Genomic DNA, 15,276 nt, shown 5'->3' with positions numbered 1-15,276 from the left:
CGTCCGCGCCGCCGCCCGTGGCGGTTTGCGAGGATGCGGGCATGGGATATGACGCGAGCGGCCTCCCCGACGTGACCGGACTGACCGTCGGCATCATCGGTGGCACCGGCGACCAGGGACGGGGCCTGGCCTACCGGCTGGCCCGGGCGGGGCAGACCGTACTCGTCGGGTCACGGTCGGCGGAGCGCGCGACGCAGACCGTCGAGGAACTGCGCGGCCTCCCCGGTCTGCCGGCGGAGGTGGCCCTCTCCGGCGGCGCCAACGTCGAGGTGGCGGCCCGGTCCGACGTGGTCATCGTCGCGGTGCCGTGGGCCGGGCACCGGGACACTCTCGTCGAGCTGCGGGAGCCGCTGGCCGGGAAGGTGGTCGTCGACTGCGTCAACCCGCTCGGCTTCGACAAGCACGGGCCGTACCCGCTGTCGGTGCCGGAGGGGAGCGCCGTGCAGCAGGCGGCGGCGCTGCTGCCGGACTCGCGGGTCTGCGCGGCCTTCAACCATGTCAGCGCGCCGCTGCTGGCCGACCCGGCGATCGACCGGATCGACCTCGACGTGCTGATCTGCACCGAGGAGCGGGAACTGGTCGACCTGGTCGCCGCGCTCGTGGCCCGGATTCCCGGGATGCGCGGCATCTACGCGGGCCGGCTGCGCAACGCACACCAGATCGAGGCGTTCACCGCCAACCTGATCGCGATCAACCGGCGGTACAAGGCGCACGCCGGGCTCCGGATCACCGACCTGTGAGGTACGGCGCGGGCCGGGCGACGACCCGCCCGGCCCGCGACCACGACGGTGCCGGTTCCCGGCCCGCGACCGCGGCGGTGCGGGGCCGGGACGGCAGGGTCAGAACGTGTGCTCGAGGGTGGGGAAGCTGCCCTCCCGCACCTCGGCGGCGAACCGCCGGGTCGCCTCGGTGAGCACCCCCTGCAGGTCGGCGTAGCGCTTGACGAACCGGGGCATCCGACCGGGCCGCAGCCCGGCCATGTCCTGCCAGACCAGCACCTGGGCGTCACAGTCGGGTCCGGCGCCGATCCCGATGGTGGGGATCGACAGCTCGTGGGTGATTCGTTTGGCCACCTCGCCCGGGACCATCTCCAGCACCACCGCGAACGCGCCGGCCTCGGCCACCGCCACCGCGTCCGCGACCACCTCGGCGGCCGCCTCGCCGCGGCCCTGCACCCGGTAGCCGCCGAGGGTGTGCTCCGACTGCGGGGTGAACCCGATGTGCGCCATCACCGGTATCCCCGCCCCGGTCAGCGCCCGGATCTGCTCGGCGACCCGCCGGCCGCCCTCCAGCTTCACCGCCTGGCAGCCGCCCTCCTTCATGAACCGTACGGCGTTGCGCAGCGCCTGGGCCGGGCCCTCCTCGTACGAGCCGAACGGCAGGTCGGCGACGACCAGGGCGTAGCTGGTCGCCCGGGCCACGGCCCGGACCAGCGGCAGCAGCTCGTCGACGGCGACCGGCACCGTGGTCTCGTAGCCGAAGACGTTGTTCGCGGCCGAGTCGCCGACCAGCAGCACCGGAATCCCCGCCTTCTCGAAGAGCGCGGCGGTGTACTGGTCGTACGAGGTGAGCATCGGCCACCGCTCGCCGCGCTCCTTGGCGGCCTGCAGATCGCGGGTCCGGACCCGTCGGGTTGCCGGCCCGCCGTAGAGCGCTGTCACCTCGGTCGGGGTGGACCGCATTCCCTGCTCGGACATCGTTGTCTCCTCTCGCCTCGAGGCCGCCTCCGCGGTCCCCGGGTCACCACCCGATCGTCGCATCGACCGCGGTGGTGCCGGCAGGGGAGAGTGCAGGTTGTCACACCGGTCGGAACCGGCCCCGACGCGCCTCGCGGGGCCGCCCGGTCACTCCCGCTCGCGCCATCGGTTCGTGATCGGCAGCCGGCGGTCCCGACCGAACGCCTTGATGGAGATTTTCGGCCCCGGCGCCGACTGCCGGCGCTTGTACTCGGCGATGTCCACCATGCGCAGCACCCGGTCGACCACCTCGGGGTCGTGCCCGGCGGCGATCAGGTCCTCCCGGCCCTGGTCCCCGTCGACGTAGCCGACCAGGACCGCGTCGAGCAGGGAGTAGTCGGGCAGGGTGTCGGTGTCGAGCTGCCCGGGGCTCAGCTCGGCGCTGGGCGGCTTGCGGATCGAGTTCTCCGGGATCGGAGGTATCTCGCCGCGCCGGGTCGCCTCCGCGTTGCGCCACGTCGCGAGCCTCCAGACCATGCTCTTCCAGACGTCCTTGATCGGGTTGAAGCCGCCGACGGAGTCGCCGTAGAGGGTGGAGTAGCCAACCGCCAGCTCGCTCTTGTTGCCGGTGGTGAGGACGAGGTGCCCCTCCTGGTTCGACAGCGCCATCAGCAGCACCCCGCGGACCCGGGCCTGGAGGTTCTCCACCGACATCCCGGACAGCGAGAGATTGGCCAGGAAGCTGTCGACCATCGGCTGGATCGGCTCGACCCGGAAGTCGAGTCCGGTCCGCTTGGCCAGCTCCGCGGCGTCGTCCCGGGAGTGTTCCGACGAGTGCCGGCTCGGCATCGAGACCCCGACCACCCGGTCCGGGCCGAGGGCGTCCACCGCGATCGCCGCGACCACCGACGAGTCGATGCCGCCGCTCAGCCCCAGCACCACCGAGCGGAACCGGTTCTTCTCGACGTAGTCGCGCAGCCCGAGCACCAGGGCCTGCCACACCTCGCCCTCGTCGACGATCGGCTCGCTGATGCCACCGACCGCGGGCGGGTCGGCCGGGGCCGGCACGGTGTCGCTGACGTGCACCCGGACGATGGTCATCTCCTCCGGCCCGTTGGCCGGGGTCGGGCTCACCGGTGTGGTGCCCGCCGGGGCGAGGGTTTCGGCCGGTGGCAGCGCGACGTCGTGCAGGAGCAGGTGTTCGACGAACCGCGGGGCGCGGGTCAGCAGGGTGCCGTCCGGTGCAACGATCATGGAGTCGCCGTCGAAGACCAGCTCGTCCTGGCCGCCGACCATGTTGACGTACGCGACCGTGGCACCGGCCTCGGCGGCCCGGCGGCGGACCAGCGGCAGCCGTACGTCGTCCTTGTTCAGCTCGTACGGCGAGCCGTTGACGTTGATGACCAGCCCGACCCGGGCGTGGCGGGCGACCGCGAACGGGCCCCCCGCCTGCCAGAGGTCCTCGCAGATGGTGAGCGCGACGTCGACCCCGCCGATCCGGACCACCGGCAGGGTGTTGCCGGGGACGAAGTAGCGGTCCTCGTCGAAGACGCCGTAGTTGGGCAGATGGTGCTTGAAGTAGCGGGCCACCACCCGGCCACGGTGCAGGACACCCAGGGCGTTGCGGGGTCCCCGGCTCGGCCGCGCCTCGGCGTTGGCGCTGGCCGGCCCGTCCGCGTCGAGGTAACCGACCAGCACCGGCAGGTCGCCGAGCCCGTCGTCGGCCAGGTCGGCGGCGAGCCGGTCGAGGGCGGCCTGGCAGGCGGTGACGAAGGAGTTCCGGAAGACCAGGTCCTCCACCGGGTAGCCGGTCAGCATCATCTCGGGGAACGCCACGAGGTGCGCGCCGGCCTCGGCGGCGTCCCGGGACCGCTTCCGGACGATCGCCGCGTTGCCGGCCAGATCGCCGACGGTGGGGTTGACCTGGGCGAGAGCGAGACGCAGGGTCGGCATGTCCTCATCTTGCCGCAGCCGCTGACCGCCGGTCCGGCTCAACCCGGCACGGTGGCGGTGGCCCTGGTCAGAACCTGGCCCGGACGCCCCGGAACCCGGCAGACCGGGCACCCCGCGCATCAGCCTCGATCGAGGCATCGTAACGTCTGCGTAACGGAACCGGGGAAGACTGGACCGTCAGGCCGGGCGCCGGCTGGGCCGGTCCGAACAACGTGTGCGAGGGGTAGGACGTGGACCGTCAGCAGGAGTTCGTGCTTCGTACGCTGGAAGAGCGGGACATCCGTTTCGTCCGGTTGTGGTTCACCGACGTGCTCGGCACGCTCAAGAGCGTCTCGGTGGCCCCCGCCGAGCTGGAGGCGGCCTTCGACGAGGGGATCGGCTTCGACGGCTCGGCCATCGAGGGCTTCGCCCGGGTCTTCGAGTCGGACATGATCGCGATGCCGGACCCGACGACGTTCCAGGTCTTCCCGTTCGAGGGCGGGATGAGTGGAGAGAGCGCCCGGATGTTCTGCGACATCCTGCTCCCCGACGGCAGCCCCTCCTGGGCCGACCCCCGGCACGTGCTGCGCCGGGCGCTCTCGAAGGCGGCGGAGAAGGGCTTCACCTTCTACACCCACCCCGAGATCGAGTTCTTCCTGCTGGAGAACGGCCCGAACGACGGCTCGGTGCCGGTCCCGGTCGACAACGGCGGCTACTTCGAGCACACCACCCACGCGGTGGCCCGGGACTTCCGCCGGCAGGCGGTGCTGGCGCTGGAGCGGATCGGGATCTCGGTCGAGTTCAGCCACCACGAGGTCGCCCCCGGCCAGCAGGAGATCGACCTCCGCTACGCCGACGCGCTCACCACCGCCGACAACATCATGACCTTCCGCCACATGGTCAAGGAGGTCGCGCTCTCGACCGGTGTGCGGGCCACCTTCATGCCCAAGCCCTTCACCGACCAGCCCGGCAGCGGGATGCACACCCACCTCTCGCTCTTCGAGGGGGAGCGCAACGCGTTCCACGACGCCAGCGATCCGATGAAACTCTCCAAGGTCGGCAAGGCGTTCATCGCCGGGCTGCTCGCCCACGCCCGCGAGTACACGGCGGTCACCAACCAGTGGGTCAACTCGTACAAGCGGCTCTTCCCGCAGGCACTGCCGGACCGGATCACCGAGTCGCCGGCGTACGTCTGCTGGGGCCACCTCAACCGCTCGGCCCTGGTCCGGGTCCCGGCGTACGGCAAGCCGAACTCGGCCCGGGTCGAGATCCGCTCGCCCGACTCGGCGTGCAACCCGTACCTTGCCTTCGCGGTGCTGCTCGGCGCCGGGTTGAAGGGGATCGAGGAGGGCTACGAGCTGCCGCCGGGGGCCGAGGACGACGTCTGGTCGCTCTCCAGCGCCGAGCGCAAGGCGATGGGGTACGAGTCGCTGCCGGAGAACCTCGCGGAGGCGATCGACGTGATGTCCCGCTCGGAGCTGGTCGCCGAGATCCTCGGTGAGCACGTCTTCGACTTCTTCCTCCGTAACAAGCGCGCCGAGTGGGAGCAGTACCGCCGCGAGGTCACCCCGTACGAGCGTCAGCGCTACCTCGGCCTCCTCTAGCGGCCCGGGCGACGTCACGCGTTGCCGAGAACCGGGCGGGTGCGGCGCGCTTCGGCTCCGGCGGGCACGCCGTCGCCCTCAATGCCGCGCCGGCTTGCGTGATCACGCTATCGTCCTCACGACGCGGCCCCCCTCCATGGCCGCCCACACCCGAGGGAGACTTGTCGGTGGTCGAGGACCTGCTTGTTGGAGCCTTGCACAGCATCGTGTTCGGCGTGGTCGGCATCGCGTTGATGGCCGTCGGGTTCCTGCTGGTCGACGCCCTCACGCCCGGCAGGCTGCGCGAGCTGATCTGGATACGTCGCAACAGCAACGCCGCACTGCTGCTGATCGCCAACCAACTCGGCATCGCGGGGATCGTCTTCACCGCGATCCTGACCAGCTACACCGACTTCACGAAGGGCCTCGCCTCGACCATCCTCTTCGGACTGGTCGGGCTCGGCATCATGGCCCTCGCCTTCCTGGTCCTGGACTGGCTCACCCCCGGCAAGCTCGGCGAGGTGATCTGCACCGAGGAGCCGAACCCGGCCGCCCGGGTCAGCGCGGCCATCCACTTCGGGGCGGCGTTGTTCGTCTGCGCCTGCATCGCCTGACCCGTCCGCACGCGCCGCCGCGCCGCCCAGGGCGCGGACCGTGTCGTGCCCGGGCAGGCCCGCCGGCCCGTCGTACCCGGCCCGGCCCGGGTCGGGACGCCGGTCCGCCTGTCCAGCCGGCTCGCGACGGCGGGACGGCAGCCCCCCTCGACTGCCGCCCCGCCGTACCGGTCTGAGCCCCGCGCCAGCCCGAGTCCGCCGTGCCGGCTCAGGACCGCCCGACGGGCCGGATCCGCTCCGCCCTCCCGGCCGGCGCGCCGTGTCCGCCGGGACCGCGGGACGAATCTCGGCGGGGATCGGCGGGGACCCGCCGACCGGGAAACAGCGAGGATCACGGGATGACGTCCCGGGCCGGTGGCCCGGTCTCGGGAGCCACCTGGCCCCGGCCGCCAGCTACTTCTCGGCCTCGTCGCCGCCGTGGCCGTGCCAGCCGTGGCCGCCGTGCCCGAAGCCGCCCCAGCCGGGCAGCACGCCCGCCTTGACCGCCGCCAGGATGGCGTCGGCCTGCTCCCGGGTCAGCTTGCCGTCCGAGACCGCCTGGTCGAGCCGCGACCTCAGCCACGCCTCCCGCTGCTCGGCGGACGGGTGGTCGGCCCTGCTCTGGCCCTGGTGGTCGGCCCGGTGCTGTGCCCAGATCTTCTCCAGCGCCGCCTCGACCCTCTCCTGCGGAACGCCCAGCTCGGTGGCGAGCTTCTCGGCCAGGTCACCGCGGTGGTCGCGCACGTGCGCGGGGCCGCCGTCCGTCGACGCCGAGGCCGACGGGCTCGGCGTCGGGGTCTCGTCCTGGGCGAACGCCACGGCCGGGGCTGCCAGGCCGACGGTGAGCACACCCCCGGCCACCAGCCCGCCGAGGACCTTCTTCCGGGACAGCCGGTTGCCCATCTGATTTCCTCCTTCGGTGCGTCACGCCGCGGTGGCGGCGTCGGTGCCAACCGGCCCAACCTCGGGCACCAGGCTTGGCCGTGGCTGGCAGCGAGCTGTCAACCCGCTGAGAATCGCCACCCGGGCCAGGAGTTTCCTCCCACCGGGTGACCGCCTGCCCGGTCACGCTCGGCCTCCGTCGCTTGTCCGGTTCCGGCATGCTGGTCCGGGCAGGTCGCCGACCGAGGGGAGTTGTCCGTGTCCCGGAGACTCAGCTATGCCGAGGCCGCCCGCCTGCTCGGCGGAGGCCGCAGCCCGGTGGTGACGGCACTGGACACCCTCGCCGGCGGCGCGCTGCTCGGCACGGCGGTGGCCGTGCCGGCCGTACTCTCGCTCTTTGACGCCAAGGCCGAGTTCGTCCGGCTCAGCCACGACCTCGTCGGCCGGCTCGCCGAGCGGCGCGCCGGGCTCTCCCGGTACGGCCGGACCGAACGGCTGGCGGCCGCGCACCGGGTGCTGGTGGTGACGGCCTTCTTCGAGGCGCTGGCCGGGGCCGACCTGCCGTTCCGCTTCACCGAGCTGGAGCTGACCGAGCGGGAACGGCTCGCCATCGTCGGGGCGGACCCCGACGCCCGCTCCCCGCTCGACGGGCTCTTCGCCGAGGCGGTGCCGGCGCCCGGGCCGCAGCAGCCGGACGAGCTGTTCCGGGCGGTGCTGGCCGAGTACTACGCCGGGGTTGCGGCGGCGCTGCGGAGCTTCGTCGCCGGCCTTGACGTCTGGGACCGGCTCGACCATCCCCGGCGGGCCGCCTTCACGGCCGTCCTGGACGCCCTGCCCGCGCGGGCGGTGGAGCGGTATCGGGAGCTCGTCGGACGGCTCGCCGGCGACTTTCCCGAGGTGGCGTACTGGGCCGGGTTGCGTGAGCACGCCGGGACCCGGGCCGAGGTGCGCCAGGTCGCCGCCGCGTTGGCCGACCTCGAACGACTGCTCCGACAGGCGGCCGCCGGCCGGGTGCCGGAGGCGCGGCGGGCCGGGCTGGCGGCGGCGTACGCGACGGAGCTGGACCGCTCGGTGGTCGAGTCCGGCGATGTGCCGGCCGGGATCCGGATGCCGAGCCTGGCCACCGGCTACGTGTCGCCGCTGTGTCGGGTGGCGGAGCTGGGTCCGGCGACCCGGCCCAGCGAGGAGTCCTGGTGGGCGGGGCAGCCGGTCCGGGACGACCTCGCCGGGTTCCTCGCCGGCTACCTCACCAACCCGGCGGCGGTCGAGGCGCCGCTGCTGGTGCTCGGCCAGCCGGGCTCGGGGAAGTCCGTCCTGACCCGGGTACTCGCCGCCCGGCTGCCGGCCGACGACTTCCTCCCGGTCCGGGTGGTGCTCCGCGACGTCCCGGCCGCCGCCGACCTCCAGGACCAGATCGAGTACGCGGTCCGCGCGGCCACCGGCGAACGGCTGGACTGGCCGGCGCTGGTCCGGTCGGCCGGCGACGCCCTGCCGGTGGTGCTGCTCGACGGCTTCGACGAACTGCTCCAGGCGACCGGGGTCAGCCAGACCGACTACCTGGTCAAGGTGGCGGTGTTCCAGCGCCGCGAGGCCGCTCAGGGCCGGCCGGTGGTGGTCGTGGTGACCAGCCGGACCAGCGTCGCCGACCGGGCCCGCGTCCCACCCGGAACCGTGGCGCTCCGCCTGGAGCCGTTCGACGAGGCGCGGATCTCCACCTGGCTCGCCACCTGGAACGCGGTCAACGCCGACGAGTTCGCCGCCCGGGGCGTGACCCCGCTGGACCTGTCGGCCGTGCTCGCCTACCGCGAGCTGGCCGAGCAGCCGCTGTTGCTGCTGATGCTGGCGCTCTACGACGCCGACGACAACGCACTGCGCCGGGCCGGCGAGCTGCGTCCGGACGAACTCTACGAGCGGCTGCTGCGCCGGTTCGCCCGCCGGGAGGTGGTCAAACACCGCCCCGGGCTGCCGGAGCGCGAGGTGGACCGGGCCGTCGAGGTGGAGCTGCGCCGGCTGTCGGTGGTCGCCTTCGCGATGTTCAACCGGGGCGCCCAGTGGGTCACCGAGGCCGAGCTGGAGGCCGACCTGACGGCGCTGTTCGGCCCGGCACCGCCCCCCGGGGCCGCCGTCGACCTGCGGGCGCCGTTGCGGCACGCCGAGGTCGTGCTCGGCCGGTTCTTCTTCGTCCACCGGTCGCGCGCGCTGCGGGACGACGAGCGGCTGGAGACGTACGAGTTTCTGCACGCCACCTTCGGCGAGTTCCTGGTGGCCCGGCTCACCTGGCAGGTGTTGACCGACATCGCCGCGCGGGAGGCCGCCGCCACGATGTCGCTCGGGTCCGCGACCGTCGACGACGACCTGCTGCACGCGCTGCTGTCCTGGGCGGCGTTGAGCGGACGGGCGCCGGTCCTCGGCTTCGTCCAGGCGTTCCTGTCCGGAGTGGACCGGCAACGGCGGGAGGACCTGACCGACCTGCTGACCCGGCTCTTCCGGGCCGCGCACCGCAGCCGCCCGGCCCGGCGACACGACTCCTACCAGCCGCGCGGGCTGCCGGTGCCGGCCCGGCACGCCGCGTACAGCGTCAACCTGCTGTTGCTGGCGGTCTGTGCCGCCGACACCCTGCGCGGTAGTCGGCTCTTCCCGGACCGGAACGTGGTCCCGGTCTGGCACCGGGAGACCCTGCTCTGGCAGTCCCAGCTCAGCGCGGAGGACTGGACCAGCCTGGTCGGCGTGCTCGCCCTCGACCGGATCCGCGCCGAGGACGGCAGCCGAGACATCGCGCTGCGCGTCGTCGCCGATCCCGTCGAGGCGCCGGTCCCGCCGGTCGACCCACGCTGGACGTACGACGTCGGGCCGGCCTCGACCGGGGCGTTCCAGGACTCGGCCCGGTCCTTCGCGTATCTGAGTCGCGAGGCGCGCCTGCGCTGCGGTCTCGGCGACGACCTGCTGGTTCATGCTCTGGAGCCGCTCGCCGGGCCACTGCCGTCCGTGATCAACACCGTCGCGCTGGACGTGGGCAGCTCCATCGCGCACGACCTGCTGCGCCTGGTCACGATGTCCTCCGCCCCGTACGGGTCGGGCCGACGGCACGCCGCCTACCTGCGCTGCCACGCCATGCTGGAGGCCCTGGACGACGCGGCGGAGCGGCATCAGCTCCGGACGCTCCTGCTCAACCGGCTGGCCGTCGATCCGGAGATGCCGGCCCTGCTGGCGGCGCAACTGATCACCGGTGCGGACCGTGACGGCAGGCGGGGAGAGGTCGCCTGGCTGGCGGGCGTCGTGCCGTCCCGGCTGATCGTGGCGGCGCTCCAGTGCGGGCTGGCGTTTCTCGGCCGTGACCCGGAGGCCGACCGGATCATCGCGCCCGTCCTGTCCAACCTGACGGACAGCAGCGCCGTGCCTACCGCGAACCGGCACCTGAAGGCCCAGGTCGTCGCCCGGCTCGCCGAACTCGGCTGGCGGCTCCGGCCGGCCCGTCGGTGACCGGCCCGGGGTGGGCCGCCGGCGCCGACGGTCAGCGGACGGCGGGGGAGACGGTCAACGTCCCGGCGGCGGTGTCCAGGGTCGCCGGTACGCCGAGCGGCACGGTGATCTGCCCGGCCCCGTGCCCGATCGGCAGTCCGCCGAGGACCGGCACCCCGAGGTCGCCGAGCCGTTCGGCGAGTACGTCGGCGACACTGACCGCCCAGTCGTCGGCGCAGTCGGTGAACTGCCCGACCGCCACCCCCGCCAGGCCGGCCAGCAGCCCGGTCCGGCGTAGGTGGGTGAGCATCCGGTCGACCTTGTACGGCGGTTCCGCGACGTCCTCGATCAGCAGGATCGCCCCGGTCAGGTCCGGCATGTCCGGGGTGCCGATGGAGGAGACCAGCAGGCACAGGTTGCCGCCGAGCAGCCGCCCGGTGGCGGTGCCGGGAACGACGACGCTCGCCGTCTCCTCCTCCGGAACCCGGGGCACCACCACCGGCTCGGGGCACATCAGCGCGGCGCGCAGCGACTCGGCCGAGGCGGCCGGCGTCCGCTCGTCCAGCCAGGCGGCGCCCGGGCCGTGCACGGTGGCGAGCCGGGCGCCACGCCAGAGCGCCAGTTGCAGCGCGGTGATGTCGGAGAAGCCGGCCACCACCTTCGGGTCCCGGCGGACCGCCGCCATGTCGATCAGGTCGACCACCCGCTGTGCGCCGTACCCGCCCCGGGTGCAGAGCACGCCCCGGACCGTGGGGTCGGCGAAGGCGGCGTTCAGGTCGGCGGCCCGCAGGGCGTCGTCGCCGGCCAGGTAGCCGCGTCGGGCGTACGCGTTCGGGGCGAGCACCGGGCGCAGTCCCCAGGAGGTGAGCAGTTCCACACCCCGGGCCACCCGTTCCGGCCGGGTCGGCCCCGACGGTGAGACCAGTAGGACCGTGTCGCCGGGGCGCAGTGCCGGCGGCCGTACCACCTGATCCTCGGACACCCTGCCTTCTCCTCCCTCGCTCCACCCCGCCTGCCGGGCCCTTGAGCCTATCGGTGCCCCTCCGGGTCACCGACTAGCCTCGACAGCGTGACAAGCACCGCCGAGACCGAGACCGAGTCCGACACCGTGACCGCCCTGGTGGTCGAGAACGACCCGACGGACGACCTCCGCCGGCTGGGGGAGTGGCTCACCGAGGCCGGGTTGGCCCTGGAGGTACGCCGGCCGCACGCCGGGGAGACCCTTCCCGACGACCTGACCGGGTACGGGGCGCTGGTGGTGCTCGGTGGTCCGCAGTCGGCGTACCCGGGGCCGGACGGCACACCCGGGGCACCCTGGTTCCCGGCGCTGGAGGGCCTGCTGCGCAAGGCGGTCCGGCACCGGGTGCCGACGCTGGCGATCTGCCTCGGCGCCCAGCTGCTCGCCACCGCCCACGCCGGGGAGGTACGGCGCAGCGAGGCCGGCCCCGAGGTCGGCCCGACCGTGGTCGGCCGGCGGGACGCCGCCGAGACGGACCCGCTCTTCCGGTACGTGCCGATGATCCCCGACGTGATCCAGTGGCACGCCGACGAGATCACCGAACTGCCCCGCGGCGCGGTGCTGCTGGCCACCTCGACCCGCTACCCGAACCAGGCGTTCCGGCTCGGCGACCGGGCCTGGGGGCTCCAGTTCCACATCGAGTGCGACACCGACATGATCGCCGACTGGGCGGCCGGCTCGCCGCTCCTGGCCGAACTCGACTACGACCCCGAGCTGGTGGTGGCCGCCTGCGCGGAGGTGCTCGCCGACATCGAGGAGGTGTGGCAGCCGTTCGCCCTCCGCTTCGCGATGCTGGCCCAGGGCCGGCTCGCCGGCGCGGAACCCCGCCGTACCCTGCCGCTGCTCGGTCAGTAGGAGACGCGCGGCGATGACCAGACCGAGCAGCGCACCCGGCCGGCTCGCCCGGTACGGGTTCGGCCTCGCCGACGGCGGTGGCGCGGGACGGGCGGCCGAACTGCTCGGACCGGACGGGCTTGGCCTGTGGGATCTCACCGGCCAGGAGCCGGTCGACGAGCGGGCCGCCGAACTGCTGACCGCCCTCTCCCGGGCCGCCGACCCGGATCTGGCGCTGCGGCAGCTGCACCGGATCGTGGAGGCGGAACGCCGGGCGGCGCCGTCCCCGGACGGCACCCGACCCGGTCGGGTCGGCACCCGGGCCGCCTCGGGCGTCACCCGCGCCGGTCGGGACGGCACGCGACCCGCCCCGGGTGGCACCCGCCCCGGCCCGGACGGGTCCGGGGCGCGGGCCGACCGGGAGGGGTCCCCGCTGCTCGCCGCGCTCGCCGAGGATCCGGGGCTGCGGCGCCGGCTGGTCGCCGTACTCGGGGCCTCGTCGGCGCTCGGCGATCACCTGGTGGCCAACCCGGAGCAGTGGCGGGCGCTGTGCACCGGGGCGGACGGGCTGCCGCCCCGGGCCGAGGGACTGCTGCACGCGGCGGAGGAGACGCCGGACGTACCGGAGGGGTTGCCGCCGTTGCCGGCGGGGCTGCCGCCGGTCGCGGCGCTGCGGCAGGCGTACCGGCTGGCCCTGCTGCGGATCGCGGCGGCCGACCTGACCGGTGGGCGCGACCTGGAGCAGACCATGGCGGCGCTCTCCGCGCTCGCCGACGCCACCCTGGCAGCCGCCTACGAGATCGCCCTCGGTGAGCTGCCGGCCGGTACGCCGGAGCCCCGGCTGGCCGTGCTGGCCCTCGGCAAGTGCGGGGGCGGGGAGCTGAACTACGTCTCCGACGTCGATGTGATCTTCGTGGCCGCGACCGACGCGGACCTGCCGGCCGCGACCCAGGTCGCCAGCAGGCTTATCAACATCTGCGGTCAGGTGGCCTGGCCGGTGGACGCCGCGCTGCGCCCGGAGGGAAACCGGGGCCCGCTGGTCCGTACGCTCGCCAGCCACCTCGCCTACTACCGGCGCTGGGCCCGGACCTGGGAGTTCCAGGCGCTGCTCAAGGCGCGGCCGGCCGCCGGCGACCTGGCCCTGGCCCGGGAGTGGATCGAGGGGCTTGCCCCGCTGGTCTGGCGGGCGGCGGAACGTCCGGAGGCGGTCGAGGATGTCCGGGCGATGCGCCGGAAAATCATCGACAACATCCCGCCGCGCGAGTTGGAGCGGGAGATCAAGCGCGGCCCGGGCGGGCTGCGGGACATCGAGTTCGCCGTCCAGCTGCTCCAGCTCGTGCACGGTCGGGTCGACGAGACGCTGCGGGCCCGCGGCACCCTTCCCGCGCTGCGGGCGCTGGTGGCCGGCGGCTACGTCGGCCGGGCCGACGGCGAGGCGCTGCTGCGCGGCTACCGCTTCCTGCGCGCCGTCGAGCACCGGCTCCAGCTCCAGCACCTCCGTCGGACCCACACGGTTCCGGCCGATCCGGCGGCGCTGCGCTGGCTGGCGCACGCGCTCGGCTACACCGCGATGCCGGGCCGCGACGCGGTCGAGGCGTTCCGGGCCGACTGGGTCGGGCACGCCACCGAGGTACGTCGACTGCATGCCAAGCTGCTCTACCGGCCGCTGCTGGAGGCGGTCGCCCGGGTGCCGGCGGACGGGCTGCGGATGACCCCCGAGGCGGCCCGGGAACGGCTGGAGATCCTCGGGTTCGCCGACCCGGCCGGGGCGCTGCGGCACATCCAGGCGCTGACCGGCGGGGTGACCCGGACGGCGGCGATCCAGCGCACCCTGCTGCCGGTGCTGCTCCAGGAGTTCGCCGACGCCCCGGAACCGGACCGGGGACTGCTCAACTACCGACAGGTCTCCGACAAGCTCGGTAGCACCCCCTGGTACCTGCGGCTGTTGCGGGACTCCGGGCCGGTGGCGCAGCGGCTGGCCCGTACCCTCGCCCTCTCCCGGTACGTCGCGGACCTGCTGGCCCGCGATCCGGAGGCGCTGCGGCTGCTCGCCGACGACAACGAACTGGCCCCGCGCGACGCGGAGGTGCTTCGGGACGGTTTCGCCGCCGCGGCCGACCGGCACCTCGACGGTCGGGGCTCCGGTGCGGGGGCCGACCCGACGGAGGCGATCCGGGCGGTCCGGGCGCTGCGCGGCCGGGAGCTGATCCGGGTCGCCTGTGCCGACGTTCTGCACCGGGCAGGCTCGCTGGCCCCGAGGCCACCTGTGTTAGGAAGGGCCCCTTCTACGACAGAAACCGATAACAAGGGGCCCTTCCTTACAGTGGGGGCGGCGCTGGCGGCGGTCACCGACGCCACCCTCGGCGCGGCGCTGCGGGCGGCCCGGGCGACCCAGCCGGCGCTGCCCGGACTCCGGTTCGCGGTGGTGGGGATGGGCCGGCTCGGCGGCTACGAGATGAACTACCTCTCCGACGCCGACGTGCTCTTCGTCTACGACCCCCCGGCCGGCGTGGCCGAGGACGTGGCCAGCGCGGCGGCGCACGGCATCGCCGAGGAGCTGCGCCGGTTGCTCGGCATGCCGGCCGTCGACCCGCCGCTCGGCGTCGACGCCGACCTGCGCCCGGAGGGGCGGCAGGGGCCGTTGGTACGCAGTCTGAACGCGTACGCCCAGTACTACGCGCGCTGGTCGAAGGTGTGGGAGGCACAGGCCCTGCTGCGCGCCCGGTACGTCTGCGGCGACGCCGACCTCGCCGCCGAGTTCATGGCCGTCGCCGACCCGGTTCGCTACCCCGAGCGGGGGCTGACCCGCGAGCAGGTGGTGGAGATCCGTCGGATCAAGGCTCGGGTGGAGACCGAGCGGCTGCCCCGGGGCGCCGATCCGGCCACCCACACCAAGCTCGGTCGGGGCGGGCTGGCCGACGTGGAGTGGGCGGTGCAGCTCCTGCAACTCCGGTACGCCGGCACGGTCCCGGAGCTACGTCACACCCGTACCCTCGACGCGCTGGCCGCGGCCCGCGACGCCGGGCTGGTGGATCCGGCCGACGCTGCCGCCATGGCCGCCGGCTGGACCCTGACGGCCCGGGTCCGTAACGCGTTGATGCTGGTCCGGGGCCGGGCCGGCGATCAACTGCCTCGGCACGGGCCCGAACTGGCCGGCGTGGTACGCCTGCTCGGCGGACAGGATCCCGGCGAGTTCCTCGACCACTACCTGCGAACGGCCCGGCGATGCCGGGCGGCGGCGGAGCGCGTGCTCAATGGCTGATCGGGCTGGCGGGCGGTTGGCACCTGGGCCCGGCGGG

10 protein-coding genes are annotated in these 15,276 nt (G+C 74.0%); 6 read left to right on the top strand and 4 right to left on the bottom strand.

What is annotated here, in order from left to right; translation table 11 throughout:
• The first annotated feature begins 41 nt into the window (after positions 1–41).
• A complete protein-coding gene (gene npdG, locus EF879_RS17570) occupies positions 42–740 on the top strand; it encodes an NADPH-dependent F420 reductase (RefSeq protein ID WP_123559895.1) in 699 nt (232 codons plus the stop codon).
• Positions 741–839: 99 nt separating this feature from the next.
• Here the strand turns inward: npdG and panB are convergent, their stop codons facing one another.
• Both panB and EF879_RS17560 read right to left on the bottom strand, forming a co-directional pair.
• Positions 840–1,697 (bottom strand): 3-methyl-2-oxobutanoate hydroxymethyltransferase, encoded by an 858-nt coding sequence (panB, locus tag EF879_RS17565; protein WP_370375516.1) that lies wholly within the window; start codon positions 1,695–1,697, stop codon positions 840–842.
• 147 nt (positions 1,698–1,844) lie between these two features.
• The gene (locus tag EF879_RS17560; RefSeq protein WP_123559891.1) at positions 1,845–3,629 is read right to left on the bottom strand and encodes an NAD+ synthase; all 1,785 of its coding nucleotides are present in this window, start codon (positions 3,627–3,629) and stop codon (positions 1,845–1,847) included.
• Positions 3,630–3,859: 230 nt separating this feature from the next.
• Here EF879_RS17560 and EF879_RS17555 point away from each other — a divergent pair, with 230 nt between their 5' ends.
• Positions 3,860–5,212, top strand: a complete 1,353-nt coding sequence (locus EF879_RS17555) for a glutamine synthetase family protein (protein WP_123559889.1) — start codon at positions 3,860–3,862, stop codon at positions 5,210–5,212.
• 167 nt (positions 5,213–5,379) lie between these two features.
• Entirely contained in the window at positions 5,380–5,805 is a 426-nt protein-coding gene (locus EF879_RS17550) for a DUF350 domain-containing protein (protein WP_123559888.1), read from the top strand.
• Between the two features lie 393 nt (positions 5,806–6,198).
• Here the strand turns inward: EF879_RS17550 and EF879_RS17545 are convergent, their stop codons facing one another.
• Complete coding sequence (locus tag EF879_RS17545) at positions 6,199–6,687, bottom strand: hypothetical protein (protein ID WP_123559886.1); 489 nt, start codon at positions 6,685–6,687, stop codon at positions 6,199–6,201.
• A gap of 237 nt (positions 6,688–6,924) precedes the next feature.
• Here EF879_RS17545 and EF879_RS17540 point away from each other — a divergent pair, with 237 nt between their 5' ends.
• Positions 6,925–10,146: an NACHT domain-containing NTPase gene (locus tag EF879_RS17540; RefSeq protein ID WP_123559884.1), complete on the top strand. Its 3,222-nt coding sequence runs from the start codon at positions 6,925–6,927 to the stop codon at positions 10,144–10,146.
• Between the two features lie 31 nt (positions 10,147–10,177).
• On the opposite strand, the gene EF879_RS17535 is transcribed toward EF879_RS17540, so the two are convergent.
• The gene (locus EF879_RS17535) at positions 10,178–11,107 is read right to left on the bottom strand and encodes an LD-carboxypeptidase (RefSeq protein WP_123559882.1); all 930 of its coding nucleotides are present in this window, start codon (positions 11,105–11,107) and stop codon (positions 10,178–10,180) included.
• An 87-nt stretch (positions 11,108–11,194) separates the two neighbouring features.
• Here EF879_RS17535 and EF879_RS17530 point away from each other — a divergent pair, with 87 nt between their 5' ends.
• Both EF879_RS17530 and EF879_RS17525 read left to right on the top strand, forming a co-directional pair.
• Positions 11,195–11,998: a type 1 glutamine amidotransferase gene (locus EF879_RS17530; RefSeq protein WP_233604537.1), complete on the top strand. Its 804-nt coding sequence runs from the start codon at positions 11,195–11,197 to the stop codon at positions 11,996–11,998.
• A gap of 13 nt (positions 11,999–12,011) precedes the next feature.
• Positions 12,012–15,239, top strand: coding sequence for a bifunctional [glutamine synthetase] adenylyltransferase/[glutamine synthetase]-adenylyl-L-tyrosine phosphorylase (locus EF879_RS17525; protein WP_123559880.1), 3,228 nt, complete (start codon positions 12,012–12,014; stop codon positions 15,237–15,239).
• The last annotated feature ends 37 nt before the right edge of the window (positions 15,240–15,276 follow it).

Source organism: Micromonospora sp. HM5-17 (assembly GCF_003762835.1).
Taxonomy (GTDB): Bacteria; Actinomycetota; Actinomycetes; order Mycobacteriales; family Micromonosporaceae; genus Plantactinospora.
Note: the sequence above shows the minus strand (reverse complement) of the source record. Positions and strands in the feature narration are given on the sequence as shown.

Coding starts and splice junctions, on each gene's coding strand:
- npdG (WP_123559895.1), top strand. CDS start 42: ATGGGATATGACGCGAGCGGCCTCCCCGACGTGACCGGACTGACCGTC.
- panB (WP_370375516.1), bottom strand. CDS start 1,697: ATGTCCGAGCAGGGAATGCGGTCCACCCCGACCGAGGTGACAGCGCTC.
- EF879_RS17560 (WP_123559891.1), bottom strand. CDS start 3,629: ATGCCGACCCTGCGTCTCGCTCTCGCCCAGGTCAACCCCACCGTCGGC.
- EF879_RS17545 (WP_123559886.1), bottom strand. CDS start 6,687: ATGGGCAACCGGCTGTCCCGGAAGAAGGTCCTCGGCGGGCTGGTGGCC.
- EF879_RS17525 (WP_123559880.1), top strand. CDS start 12,012: ATGACCAGACCGAGCAGCGCACCCGGCCGGCTCGCCCGGTACGGGTTC.